General features: G+C 43.5%; 14 protein-coding genes. 10 read left to right on the top strand and 4 right to left on the bottom strand.

Annotated elements, in window-relative coordinates:
• The first annotated feature begins 11 nt into the window (after nucleotides 1–11).
• The 8 genes from ACPW7N_RS06310 to ACPW7N_RS06345 all read left to right on the top strand — a co-directional run bounded on the left by ACPW7N_RS06310 (nucleotide 12) and on the right by ACPW7N_RS06345 (nucleotide 6,091).
• Nucleotides 12–452, top strand: coding sequence for a hypothetical protein (locus ACPW7N_RS06310; RefSeq protein ID WP_425650184.1), 441 nt, complete (start codon nucleotides 12–14; stop codon nucleotides 450–452).
• A 17-nt stretch (nucleotides 453–469) separates the two neighbouring features.
• Entirely contained in the window at nucleotides 470–1,279 is an 810-nt protein-coding gene (locus tag ACPW7N_RS06315) for a MerR family transcriptional regulator (protein ID WP_425650185.1), read from the top strand.
• A gap of 62 nt (nucleotides 1,280–1,341) precedes the next feature.
• On the top strand, nucleotides 1,342–1,968 hold the full coding sequence (locus tag ACPW7N_RS06320; protein WP_425650186.1) for a LysE family translocator: 627 nt from the start codon (nucleotides 1,342–1,344) through the stop codon (nucleotides 1,966–1,968).
• Between the two features lie 32 nt (nucleotides 1,969–2,000).
• Nucleotides 2,001–2,471: a GNAT family N-acetyltransferase gene (locus ACPW7N_RS06325; protein WP_425650187.1), complete on the top strand. Its 471-nt coding sequence runs from the start codon at nucleotides 2,001–2,003 to the stop codon at nucleotides 2,469–2,471.
• The gene (locus tag ACPW7N_RS06330) at nucleotides 2,468–2,794 is read left to right on the top strand and encodes a DUF3986 family protein (RefSeq protein ID WP_425650188.1); all 327 of its coding nucleotides are present in this window, start codon (nucleotides 2,468–2,470) and stop codon (nucleotides 2,792–2,794) included. The genes ACPW7N_RS06325 and ACPW7N_RS06330 overlap by 4 nt, the downstream gene beginning before the upstream one ends.
• A gap of 262 nt (nucleotides 2,795–3,056) precedes the next feature.
• On the top strand, nucleotides 3,057–3,584 hold the full coding sequence (locus ACPW7N_RS06335; protein WP_425650189.1) for a hypothetical protein: 528 nt from the start codon (nucleotides 3,057–3,059) through the stop codon (nucleotides 3,582–3,584).
• Nucleotides 3,566–4,597: a radical SAM protein gene (locus tag ACPW7N_RS06340; protein ID WP_425650190.1), complete on the top strand. Its 1,032-nt coding sequence runs from the start codon at nucleotides 3,566–3,568 to the stop codon at nucleotides 4,595–4,597. Before ACPW7N_RS06335 ends, ACPW7N_RS06340 begins: the two co-directional genes overlap by 19 nt.
• Nucleotides 4,598–4,840: 243 nt before the next feature.
• Nucleotides 4,841–6,091, top strand: a complete 1,251-nt coding sequence (locus ACPW7N_RS06345; RefSeq protein WP_425650191.1) for an MDR family MFS transporter — start codon at nucleotides 4,841–4,843, stop codon at nucleotides 6,089–6,091.
• 29 nt (nucleotides 6,092–6,120) lie between these two features.
• Here the strand turns inward: ACPW7N_RS06345 and ACPW7N_RS06350 are convergent, their stop codons facing one another.
• Entirely contained in the window at nucleotides 6,121–6,810 is a 690-nt protein-coding gene (locus ACPW7N_RS06350; protein WP_425650282.1) for a GntR family transcriptional regulator, read from the bottom strand.
• 256 nt (nucleotides 6,811–7,066) lie between these two features.
• Between ACPW7N_RS06350 and dpaL the strand changes: the two genes are divergently transcribed.
• Both dpaL and ACPW7N_RS06360 read left to right on the top strand, forming a co-directional pair.
• Entirely contained in the window at nucleotides 7,067–8,293 is a 1,227-nt protein-coding gene (dpaL, locus tag ACPW7N_RS06355) for a diaminopropionate ammonia-lyase (RefSeq protein WP_425650192.1), read from the top strand.
• Between the two features lie 48 nt (nucleotides 8,294–8,341).
• Nucleotides 8,342–9,589: a Zn-dependent hydrolase gene (locus tag ACPW7N_RS06360; RefSeq protein ID WP_425650193.1), complete on the top strand. Its 1,248-nt coding sequence runs from the start codon at nucleotides 8,342–8,344 to the stop codon at nucleotides 9,587–9,589.
• A 186-nt stretch (nucleotides 9,590–9,775) separates the two neighbouring features.
• On the opposite strand, the gene ACPW7N_RS06365 is transcribed toward ACPW7N_RS06360, so the two are convergent.
• From ACPW7N_RS06365 to ACPW7N_RS06375, 3 genes are all read right to left on the bottom strand, one after another.
• Nucleotides 9,776–10,879 carry an NAD(P)/FAD-dependent oxidoreductase gene (locus tag ACPW7N_RS06365; RefSeq protein ID WP_425650194.1) on the bottom strand — a complete coding sequence of 368 codons (1,104 nt, stop codon included), beginning with the start codon at nucleotides 10,877–10,879 and terminating at the stop codon, nucleotides 9,776–9,778.
• A gap of 62 nt (nucleotides 10,880–10,941) precedes the next feature.
• Entirely contained in the window at nucleotides 10,942–11,769 is an 828-nt protein-coding gene (locus tag ACPW7N_RS06370; RefSeq protein WP_425650195.1) for a carbohydrate ABC transporter permease, read from the bottom strand.
• Nucleotides 11,770–11,780: 11 nt separating this feature from the next.
• Nucleotides 11,781–13,091: a carbohydrate ABC transporter permease gene (locus ACPW7N_RS06375; protein WP_425650196.1), complete on the bottom strand. Its 1,311-nt coding sequence runs from the start codon at nucleotides 13,089–13,091 to the stop codon at nucleotides 11,781–11,783.
• Between the last annotated feature and the right edge of the window lie 93 nt (nucleotides 13,092–13,184).

The raw sequence follows: 13,184 nt of genomic DNA on the forward strand, positions 1-13,184 counted from the left end.
GGTGAATGCAAATGACGTTCAAACGATCGCTTGTAACAGTTTTACTAGTTTTCATTGCTCTTATCATCTATTGGTTCCGAATTTCTCCTATCTTGGATGTCGATAGTCATATCGCTGGTGAAATTGAGGGAATCTCTCATGTATTCCTTTTGAATAACCAAACACAAGAATATCAGTTAATCACTACCGATCAGCAGGAAATAAAGGCGTTGGTCAAAGAAATAAAATGGACGTGGAACAGAAGAATGGAAAATCGTCCAGATAATGAGGCTTCCTATGAAATCATCTTTGATGATAACGACAATCCGACAGATGGCCATAACGGGTTTATTACCTATTTTCCACAAGCTGATGTTTTTTTCTTTTATGATCACAAGAAGGACTGGCTGCAAAATATGGAATCTACTTCCCTGATCAAAGAGCTTTATTTGAGAACCGTCTCGCCAACATAAACGGAGGAATAATCACTATGAAAAACAGATTTTCGATCGGTGAGATGGCCAAGCTTCACAACACCCCCATCAAGACGCTACGGTATTACGGTGAGATCGGCCTGTTCGAGCCAATCGAGGTGGATAAGAGCAACGGTTATCGGTATTACTCGACAGAACAATTCGAGCAATTGCATACGATTAATTATTTAAAGGCGCTAGGGTTGTCGCTGAAGGAAATCAAATCACAATTGGAAACAAGGAACTTTGACGACTTTCTTCACCTGCTTCAACGTCAAAAAGAAAGCACGGAAAGCAAAATAAAAGAGTTGGAACGAAATGTTCAGAGATTCGAAAATCGAATGAAAGAGTTGCGGTTGGCAAGGAATATTAGAGAGTTGGAAGTTGTCCGATTCCGTGAAATCGAAGAAAGGAAGATCGTCAGACTGCACGAAACGATCCGAAGTGAGCCAGAATTGGAATTGTCTCTGAGAAAACTCGAACAGCAATCCAATTTGTTCGCCTCTATTTTCATTGGTGGTGTAGGGCTTACCGTTGCAAAAGAAAATCTGGCGCTGCATAAATTTGATGAATACAATTCGATCTTTATTTTATTGGAAGAGTCGAATCAATTTGTAAACCGTCTCCCTCAAGGTATGTATGCTAGCATTTATTATCGAGGAAATCATCAGGACTCCCCTCCCCATTATCGAATGCTGCTTGATGAGATTTATAAAAACGGGTTTACCATTGCAGGTGACTCCATTGAGCGAACCATCGTTGACCATTACATTTCCCATAAAAAAGAAGACTACCTGACCGAGATACAAATTCCTGTATTCTGTTGACTCTCCAGTTACTGGAGGGTTTATCGTTTTAGGAAGAAATTCTCGGAAGGAGTGTTCGCTCGATGTTTACCGTAACCTCGATTTTGTTATTCATCGGTGCTTCTATTTTATTGATTCTTGCTCCGGGTCCTGATCTACTTTTTACGCTAACACAGGGAATGACCAATGGCAGAAGAGCAGGAATTTCAACAGCTCTCGGATTAAGCCTGGGGAATATTGTCCATACACTGGCAGCCATTTTAGGACTGTCTCTGATTATCAAGACCTCTGCCCTGGCGTTTACCATTTTTAAAATACTGGGAGCGGGGTACCTTTTTTATCTTACTTATCAAGTGATCAAACATCGAAAAGATCCGATCGAGGTAAGCACAGAGCCTACTGCGCAAACGAAAGGGCTGTTTCTGCGTGGATTTTTGATGAATGTATTGAATCCCAAAGTGGCAATCTTCTTTCTCACGTTTTTGCCACAGTTTATCAATTATCAGGCAGGAAATGTACCATTGCAATTAACAGTACTTGGTTCTATATTTATCCTTTTAACAGCCATTATTTTCAGTTTGTTCGGATATTTTGCCGGAATGATTCGAGATCGCTTCCTGGCAAAACCTCGTTTCAGTGAATATTTGAATATGGCTGCGGCTATTATCTTTGTCTGTCTTGGGATTAAACTGCTTTCCTCACGGCTCTAGTGGTGTTTTCAAAGAAAGGAGCTTCTACTGATATGATTCGTTCCTTCGTACCAGAGGACATCGAGTATGTCATTCGCTCGCACACTGAAATTTATGGAAATGAATATAACTTTGACGACAGTTTCAAAACATTTATCCAAGACTCAACCAGTCGATTTGTTTCCTCCTTCGATCCAACAAATGAGAATCTATGGATTGCAGAGATTGACGGACGTCCAGTGGGGTCGATTGCGATCATAAAAGTAGGTCAGGGGACAGCGCAGCTTCGCTGGTTTCTGCTCGAACCAGAGGCCCGAGGCAAAAGCTTAGGCCATCGCCTCATGCAAACCGCCATCGACTTTGCAAAGGAAAAAGGTTATCAGCGAATCTTTTTATGGACATCTAATCTGCATCTTGCTGCTCGCTTTCTCTATAATCAATACGGTTTTCAGATTACGGAAACATCAGAGGAAATTCGCTCGGAGATTTCTTTAGTCGAGGAACGCTGGGAGAAGATTTTATGATTATCACCGAAGAGTTTTTAAACATCTACTCACTTAGACATTGCCATCCCACCTATTGTCGTAATGGCTTTGATATCGAGGCTACAGCCTATCAGCGTAATGATACTAAATGTTGGGATGTTTTCTTTGATGACTTCCATAACGATCTTGTGGATATTCCCCCTTTCGACAACGAAGATAACAAGTACCTTAAGCTTATCTTTCATTACCCTTTTGAAATAGGTAACATGAACGATTTACAGCAAGGCTTTCATTTGTGGGTTGAACGTGTTTTACTTACACAAGCAAAAGATCAGAGTGTGTATTTAGATCAATATACATAGATAAAAGATGCCCCCTTGCCCACAGCAGGGGGTTTAATCATGAAAGTCGATTTGGAGACTTCTCACCTTATAGACATACATCGATGGTTTTGCCCATAAAATGAGTTAGTGTTTTTTAGGATTATTTTACAACCGAAACTCTTGCAGCCAGGAAAAGCCGATTTCTCATACGGAACAACAGGCAAATCTCCAGAATTTAGTTGGATTTTACTGTAACGTGATTGATTGGTTACCAAGCATTAAAGGGGGCAAGCAAAGGGCGATGGATCAAAATGAAATGATGTCAAGGAAGAAAGCCGAACCTCCAAGAATTGAGTTGTATATGTATTCTTTGAATCAGGAATTCCCTGTTGGCAAAGATCATGCGTACTTCCTTAATCGACAGTCCAAGATCAAGGAAGATTTGTCGGGAGGCTTACTGTCTATTGAAACGGCTGAATCCGAAGTTTTCGAGGTGGGTGTATCTCGTTGGAGTGTGAAATGGCTTTCGAACAGGTGGATCACAAATTACACAAAGCTGGCTGGGACGGGTATAAGAGAGGATATGGATCCCATGTTCACTGCGGTTGTTCGCAAGGAGGATTTCGGCGCGATCCTGTTTGAACCCCAATCTGACCGAGTATTTAAGCTGAATAAATCTGGCCTTGCACTCTATTACGAACTCAAGATCGCATATCAACAGGGGGACCATAACTTTGAGAACTTCAGGTCCAATTTGTTCTCTGAACAGGAAGTTGAATGTTTTATCGCTTTTCTAAAGGGGGCTGGCCTGTGGATACCTCAAAAATGATACGTGCGCCATTAAACGCTCCTTTCACTGTATGTCTCTGGCTGACCGATACCTGCAACTTGACATGCAAATACTGCTACGCAATGCCATTTAAGGGCAAGAGAATGGATACGGGACGGGTGTTAGAGCTAATTGACGAGTTAGTCGAATTAGGTGTCTTCAACTTGACTCTGGCAGGAGGGGAACCGCTGCTACATCCTGACATCCTTGACATCATTAGTCATAGCTTGGAAAAAGGACTAAGGGTAGCTATTCTAACCAATGGAATCTTGATTAACCAGGAATTCCGTGGAAAGTTGGAGGAACGGGTCTCTGATAAAAATTTCATTCTCCAGGTTTCACTCGACTCCATTGACCCATCGGTTAATGATATTTCAAGAGGCCGGACTGATGATGTGGTTCGCAATATTCGAGCGCTGAAAGGTACAAAGATACAAATTCAATTGGCCTGTGTTGTCCATAAGCTTAATAAGGACACCGCACACCTTCTGATCGAAGAGTTCTACCCGGATATCAAACGCTTTCACTTTTTAAATATTCAGCGCACAGAGCAAGCACTTAAGCACCCAGAGCTGCTTCTCGATGACGACGACGCTCTTCATTTCTGGCTGAATCTGGATGAGTACTCACGTCAGTTTCCATCTGACCTGTTCCTTCCTTCTCTGCGTATACAGATGCGTTCAGGTGGATCTGCTTACGTTGAGCCTGAATTTACATTGAGTGACGATGCTAGTTTCGAGTGCAGCTCATGTTCAGTTGGGTTGACACACATTAATATCACCTCCACTTTTGATGTGTTGGGATGTGACATCGCCAAAGACTATTCCCTAATGGGGAACGTTCGCGATCGTTCCTTTTTCCAAGTGTGGCACTCTCCGGAGGCTCATGCAGTTCGCAATACACCTTTCCCACCCTGTTACAAAATCAAGGGGCCTACTGGTGAGAAAATGGAAGATAGGCTGAAAACAGAGTTCAGGCACACAGTGAGTACACTTGATCCGGGGCAGGAATGAAAGGAATCTCAAACTTATACATTCTTATCTGACAAAAAAGACGCTTCCCTGGGGAGCGTCTTTATCTTTTAAGAACATATGTTCGTTTTGTGAAACATTTGAATTAAACTACACCTTTTTCAACTTTCATATTATTAGTATAAACCAATTGGAAATATAAGTCTATATTTTATTTGCCTATTCCCCTATAGTTTTTTATACCCGGCCGGGGAAACTTTTTGTGACAGAAAGAGGAGGCTATTGATGCAAATTCGGTTATGGAATAACAATTTAAAAGTACGGTTAATCGGCGAAGGACTCTTCAACTTGCTGTTCTGGATGTACTTTCCGTTTATTACCGTCTATTTTGGTTTGGCCTTAGGAAATCACATCGCCGGAATCTTGATGACCATTCCACCAATATTCAGCCTTGTCGGGAGTCTGCTCGGAGGTGCTTTAGCAGACCGATTCGGTCGACGCCCCGTGATGCTGTTCGGTGCTTTGCTACAGACGATGATGTTTGTGCTGTTTGCCTTGTCCTTGTCTCACTGGATCGATTATATCGCCTTTATTGGCCTCTGCCTGGGATTCGCCATTTACAAGCCTGCTAGCTCCGCTATGGTTGCAGATCTGGTTCCCCCGCAAAATCGCCGTGAAATCTTTGCAACGTTTATGACTGCCAATAACATTGGAGCGGTGCTTGGACCTGCACTGGGAGCCATTTTCTTCTTCCATTACCGACAAGAGCTATTGTGGACTTGTGCTTTGGTCCTGCTGCTGTATTATCTCGCAATTTATTTCATTGTACATGAAACCATACCAGATTCAGCGAAAAAATCAGGAGAATCCACTTCTATTACCAACGTATTCAAGGAACAGTGGCAGGGATATGGGGTCATTTTGAAGGATAAAGTGTTTCTGATTTACCTTGTGGCAGGCATCTTTTCCTTGATACCGATCATGCAACTGGATCTTTATATGCCTGTATACGTCATCAATGATGTGCCTGCCCAGACGTTGTTCACATGGAATGAAAATTCCCTTACACTTTCCAGTACAGACATTTATGGGTGGCTGGTAGGATTTAACGGGCTGCTGTTTGTCCTGTTTATCCTTCCAGTAACGAAATGGTTCCAGAAGTGGAAAGAGCGTGATGTGTTCATTCTGTCATCGCTTTTGTCGGGAGTAGGCACATTTGCTCTAGGGCTCGACACCAATATATGGTTTCTGTTTTTCGTTACGATCTTTTTTACCTTTGGAGAGATTGTTCGCACTCCAGTGACACAAAGCTTCATCAGCAACTATGCCCCGGAGCATGCAAGAGGACAGTACATGGCAGCCGACAGCATGCAGAACACCGTTGGAAAATTTATATCGCCACTAACCGTATTCCTCTCCGGTTGGATCACTCCTATGGGAATTTTCAGCATCATCCTAGTATCCGCATTGATCAGTATCGTGTTATACATTCAGTTATTCAGAATGTATGTAGTTCGGCATGAAGTAGCAGACTGATAGAACAAAGCAAGGCTACCAGGAGCACTTCATTCCCCAGGTAGCCTTGCAGTACTATTCTCTACTTCCATATTGGATAGACGACGTTGAAAACTCTCCTGCCAATTGGCTTCTATTCTTTCGGCGGCATCTTCAAAGTTTTTTTCTTTTAACGAATGAATGATTTTTTTATGTTCTTCAACCGATTGTTCAGCCCCCGAAATACCGTTGAAGTAGGTAATTTCATAACGGCGCAGCTTTTTTTTCAAACCATCCAGCACATGAATAAGCTCTTCATTTTCCGATAAATTGATAATCACCTGGTGAAAGCGAGCATCATGGTGTTGGGCGCCAAGCGCATCTCCCTGCTTTAAAGCCTGATCCAGTTCTTCATTAATAGCTTCCAATTCCTGTATATGCTCTTCCTTAATATTTGCTTTGGCAAATGAAACAGCAAGCTTCTCCAGCGTCCAGATAATCGGATATAGACGATACGCCTGGTTAATATCAACGGGAGCTACTTGTGTCCAGCTATTCGCCTTACTTTGAATCATTCCTTCTTCTTCCAGTCTCAACAGGGCTTCACGAATAGGCGTACGGCTTGCCCCTAATATTTCCGCTAAATCCTGATCTTTTAATCTATCACCTGGCTTTAACACGCCGCTAATAATCCACTCTTGAATTTGAAGGTATACTTGCTCACGAATGGATGAACGTTTAACTTTTTTGGCATGCTCCATTAACAAATGATACGCCCCCTCCTTCTACTACCTGCATGTAATATATCACGTACAATTTGTTGGTTTCAATATGAGACGATTCTCTCAAACCCTATTAAGTTGACATAGAATAATTACATTGGGTAATATGTAATATATCACATATTACGTTTTGTGTTTTTCTTCTTTCATCGCTATTCAAATGATGGATCACAAAGGAGGATGAAATCAAAGCTATTTTAAAGCGTTGATTGAATTTGTAACAGGAGGAACGAAAATGATAGACAACACTTCATTCAAGTACATCGCAAATAAACAAGTGCGAAAAATCGAAACCGAGCACATTTCCGTACCTTTTATGGACCAAGAAGTGATTGGGAAGGTCAGAAACTTTCACAAGAGTTTTATTGAATACCAGGTGACTCCTCTGCACAGTCTGAAAGCATTATCACGCAAGCTGAATGTTCAGAATATATGGATAAAGGACGAGTCTTACAGATTTGGCCTCAATGCTTTTAAAGTATTGGGCGGATCCTATGCGGTTGGAAAGTACTTAGCAAAAAAACTGGGCATAGATATTTCGGAACTTTCATTTGAGATTTTGAAGTCGAGAGAAATGAAAGAGAGACTGGGTAGTATTACCTTTGTTACTGCTACAGACGGGAACCATGGCAGAGGGATTGCCTGGGCCGCAAACCAGTTGGGACAAAAATCAGTTGTGTTTATGCCCAAAGGCTCCTCCGAAATCCGTTTGAATAATATTAAAAATGAAGGTGCAAAAGCTTCGATCACCGAGCTGAACTATGACGATACTGTAAGGTTGGCCAAGCAATATGCCGACGAGAATAACGGGGTATTCATACAGGACAGTTCATGGGTTGGCTATGAAGAAATCCCCACCTGGATAATGCAAGGATACTGTACGCTCATTGACGAGACGTTTGAACAGATAAATTTAGAAGGAGATGAATGGCCGACGCATGTGTTTTTGCAAGCTGGTGTAGGCTCCTTTGCGGCAAGTGTTCTTGGATATTTCGTAACGAGATTTGGCAAAAACAGGCCGATCACAATCATAGTGGAACCGAATGAAGCAGCATGTATTTATAAATCCGTTGCAATAAATGACGGAAAACCTCATGCGGTAACTGGTTTTATGCCAACCATTATGGCCGGTCTAGCCTGCGGAGAACCTAGTACAGTGGCTTGGGGCCTTTTACGAGATTATGCAGATATGTATATCTCCTGTCCGGACTATGTATCGGCAAAAGCCATGAGGATGCTCGGCAACCCATTACCTGGAGATCCCCGTGTCATTTCCGGAGAATCAGGCGCTGTCGGTTTAGGTGTTCTCAGTCTTATTCGGGAAGAACAAGCGTTGCACCCAATAGCTTCGCAACTCCAAATTAACAAGGATTCAAGAATTCTACTAATTAGTACAGAAGGCGACACAGATCCCGAGGGATACAGAAATATCGTATGGGACGGCATGTATCCATCTTTTTAGTCGGATTGAATGCCAATCATTACATTCATTAAAAAGGGGAAAAGTTAAATGGCTAACCATTCTTCCATCATTTCGATCGATGCTGCACGATTGTTGGGCCGAATTGAGCAGCTAGGGCAAATTGGCCGTGACGGAGAGGACAGACTCGTCAGACTGGCAGCTTCCGATGCGGACAAGCAAGGCCGTAATGCTCTTGTTTCCTGGATGAAGGAGGCGAATTTGGAGGTTGCGGTAGACAAAATCGGCAACATTTTTGGTATTTGGCGAGCTTCAAGTGAAGATGATCAAGCACCTATTATGGTCGGATCGCACATTGATACTGTGATCAATGCGGGAGTGTACGACGGGTGTTATGGTGTGCTCTCAGGCATCGAGGTGATTCAGACTTTGCAGACTGCTGGCTTTGTTCCTTCTCGCCCTATCGTTATCGCTGCGTTTACGAATGAAGAAGGTGTGCGATATACGCCCGACATGATGGGGTCACTTGTATATGCTGGCGGTCTGTCTGTAGAGGATGCACTCTCTTCTGTCGGTACCGACGGCTCCGTACTTGGAGAGGAATTGGAACGGATCGGCTATGCAGGTTCTGAGGATCCTGGGTTTTTGAAACCACATGCGTATGTAGAGCTTCACATTGAACAAGGCCCCGTATTGGAAAGAGAGGGAATACAGATCGGCGCGGTGGAGAACCTCCAAGGTATTTCGTGGCAGCGGATTACAATTGAAGGTGTAGCAAATCATGCCGGTACCACACCGATATCAATGCGCTCAGATGCGGGATACGCAGCGGCACGTGTAATTTCATTCCTGCGTGACCGGGCGACGAGTTCACAAACGCCTACTGTAGCAACGGTTGGTTGTATCAGCTTTGAGCCAAATGCAGTTAATATTATCCCTTCTTGCGCAGTATTCACCGTTGATCTGCGTAATCCCAACGAACAAAGCTTACAAGCTGAAGAAGCGGCGTTACGTTCCTATCTCACAGATCTTGCTGCTGCCGAAGGGGTGAAGATCACTACAGAACGCATGGCTCGCTTTGAACCTGTCACGTTTGATGCAACGATCGTCAAAATGGTGGAAGCAGCATCCGAGCAACGCGGATTGTCCGGCAAGCGAATGACGTCCGGTGCCGGACATGATGCACAAATGATCGCTCGCATATGCCCGGCAGCCATGATTTTCGTACCGAGTATCGGGGGCATAAGCCATAACCCTCGCGAATGTACATCAGGACCGGATCTGGTGGCTGGTGCAAATGTGTTGCTTGATGTTATCAGTAATCTTGCAAGTAACTAGCTCCCGATAGCTATTGCGACGACTAGCAAAAAAACAGCGGTCAGTCTAAGACTTTATTTTTAGGTCTTAGGTAGCCGCTGTTTCATTTGCCTTATCGCATCATTAACCATTTGCGATAGAGGTTTGCCCCACCATTCCTGATCAATCAGGCAACTCGCAACTTTTTTGGGGAAGCAGTTCTTTGCGCTATTTAGTCACCCCATTTTTCATATTTAGGTAGGGTCGAAGCAGGTAGCTCGCCAATTGTAACGGATTAATTGTCTTGGTTTGGAACAGTTTCTCTCCCCAATATCCACTTAACATATGGATGATTTGATCCAATGTATCATTGGAGAGCTGCTCCATCGCTCTGCGCAGTACGAGAGAATTTTCATAACTCTTTCGTAGCGGCCTTGTCAGTTCAATGTAATTGCCGAGACCACACAAATCATAGGCTGCAAAGATTCCTGTCAACAATGCAGCATATTGTCCAAATCCCATGAATGGCATCATCGAGCCGAAACAATTTCCTACGTAAAACGTGTTGCCGATTCTGGCAGTATGGCAGATACCTATCGGGTAACCCGTGATTTGGAATTGATCGGTTACTCGTAGGGATTGATTCAATTCAGAACATACCTTGCTATAAAAGGCATCCCACAAAACCTGTTTATCTCGATTCTGGTTCGCCTGAATATCAGGGATCGCAATAACGATGTTTGCCTCCTTTTGAGAGTAGGGAATCAGATAGGCGTATCCAAAAGGCGTGATGTCATAATCAATCCAGGTTCTTACTTCGTAACGATCAAATTCTCCCTCCACTGTGGCTCCCTTGATTGAGACCGTGAAATCTTCTCGGTAATTTTTGGTTCTTTTTGCGTATTCACCGTCCCCTGTTGCCATTACTACATGAGTGAAATCTCCCAACAATTCCTCATACGTCTTGTTTGATTGAAAAGTAATTTGTGATTTTATCTGGCGTGCCAATTGCTTTTCAAACGAATCTTGCTCTTTCCCCCGAATATTGGTAAAGCCTAGGTGTCCTTCAACGATTGCCTTCTCGTGTTTTGAATAGATCGTCATTTTTTGGATATTCCCCGTAGGCTGGAGATAGATACCGTATTGCTCTGACATCGAAGCAATACAATCATGGACAGGCCGAGTAAAAATAGAAAGCAACACCTCTCCATTCACAAAACGATCCCCAACCTCGCTGCGACTTTCAAATATAAACGGTTCGATCCCGTTTCTCTCCAAGGTAAGAGCACATGCTAACCCAGATAGCCCCGCACCCATGATGGCAACCTTCATGAAAATATTCCTCCAAAAGATTCTTACCCAGATTTTCCCCGTCTATTTCATTAAATATTCCTTTATTCCTTAACTGCTCCCGAGGTTAATCCAGAAACAATTCGCTTCTGGAAGATGAGTACCATGATCACTAGCGGGATGGTTACGAGGATGGTCGCAGCCGCAATTTCTCCCCAAGGCATGGTGTATTTGCCCTGGAACATGGCAATCCCAACCGGAACGGTCTTCATGCTTTCCTTGGTGTTGATGGTAAGAGCAAACAAGAATTCATTCCACGCAGCAATAAATACGAGAATAGCGGTTGTAAAAACACCAGGCAGTGCTAATGGAAAGAACACTCTTATAAGTGTTTGCAAAACCGATGCCCCGTCCATTTTGGCTGCCTCCGCCAAGTCGTATGGTATCTTGCGGAAGAATACGGTCATGTTCCAAATAGCAAGAGGAAGAGCAAAAGTCGTATACGGAATAATTAGTCCTAAGTAGCTATTAACCAGCCCTGTCTCTTGCAGGAATAGAAAGATTGGAGAGATGGTTGCGATTTGTGGAAACATCGATACGGCGAGGATCAGTCCCAAAATAATGGACTTGCCTCGAAAGTTGAGCCAAGCAATCGCATAAGCTGCAAAAGACGCAATGACAATGGAGTACACAGTTGTCAACGTAGCAACAACCGTACTGTTCCATAAATACGTAAGAAACGGACGTTGGGTAAAGACTCGTTCATAGTTCTCCAGCGAAGGATTGTCTATCGTCATGCGAAATGCACTTTCGCCAAACAGCTCGGAAGGCGGCTTAAGTGATGTGATAAACTGCCAAATGAAAGGAAACATGACTGCTAAAACAAAGACGACAATGAACAAGTAAAACAGTTTTCCTGCTTCTTTCTGCATGAATAGTTCCCTCACTTTCCACTGCCGTCGCTGATTAAGTTCGTGCCGAGAATCTTGATATAGCCCACACTGATCAAGGCGACGCAGATGAAGACAAGAACCGAAAGCGCTGACCCGGCACCAAAGTTCATTTGAGCAAACATGGTCTTGTATGCATAAATGGAGATTGTCTCTGTTGAATTCGCAGGGCCGCCACCAGTTAATACATAAATCAGGTCAAATACGCGAAAAGCGTCCAATGTACGGAACAGCAAGGAGACGAGGATGGTCGGCTTCAACAGGGGCAAGGTGATATGAAAAAATTGTTGTCTCTTGGAAGCACCATCTACTTCAGCAGCTTCATACAGGGACTGAGGGATAGTCTGTAACCCGGCAAACAGGAGCAGAGCCATAAATGGTGTCGTTTTCCACACATCTGCGAAAATAACGGCAAACATGGCACCCGCTTTGGTTGTCAAAAGCAATCCCATCTCTGAAATAAAGCCTGCCTTTTCAAAGAAATAGGCGACGATTCCGTTCTGACCATCGTAGAGAAACTTCCACATCATGGCTGATATGACGGTCGGAATCGCCCACGGAATCAGGACTGATGCCCTGATCAGGCCCCTTCCCTTGAACTGTTTGTTTATCAACAAAGCAATCCAAAGCCCTAATACCAATTCAATAAAAACAGAAATAACTGTAAACAATACCGTATTCCATAACGATTCCCACATGCGCTTGTCTTTCAAAAATTCCTGATAGTGCGTAAACCCGATGTAGTTCGGCACAATAATCGACGCCTTCACTCCACGTGCCAGACCGATGGCATCCTCCGGTTTTTTCAACTTTTTATCCGTTCCGAGTTGTGATAGTGTGAGCTCTGCATCGCCAAGCGTTTTGGTTAAGGGAGTAATCAAATCAGTCTCGGCTTCAATGTATTTCAACTGTTGCGGTATGGGTTTGAATTCAAACAACAATTGGTCAATCTCTTTATATCGTGAATCAAACAATTGATCCTGCTTGAGTACGGCTAACTGGCTTTCAATCGTTTGCTTCATTGTTTTCAAAAGTTCTGCCGTTTGTGGATCAGCCTGTTTCCGTTCTTTTTCCAACACTCTGAGCAGTAACGGATTCGTTCCAACAAACCGTTCCATATCAATTCCATAGTTGCTGTGAATTTGTGTTTTTGTCGGGTCATTTAACCGAATATCGTACAGGCTTATCCAAAACGATCGGATTACCGGCCATATGGCAATGACTAATACGATCAGAATTGCAGGCAAGATTAACAAGTACCCCATTTGTTTCTCCGTGAGGCTCTTCCTTGTTCTTATCTTCATGTCAACATCACCAACTCCCGCCAAATCTCTCCCAATTTGTTTGTCTCATCGATCGGGCCAATCAGGACGTTCTGTTGCTATCAGGGAGAGGCG

Origin of the sequence: Brevibacillus nigriterrae (assembly GCF_049846925.1) — a bacterium.
Taxonomy (GTDB): domain Bacteria; phylum Bacillota; class Bacilli; order Brevibacillales; family Brevibacillaceae; genus Brevibacillus_H.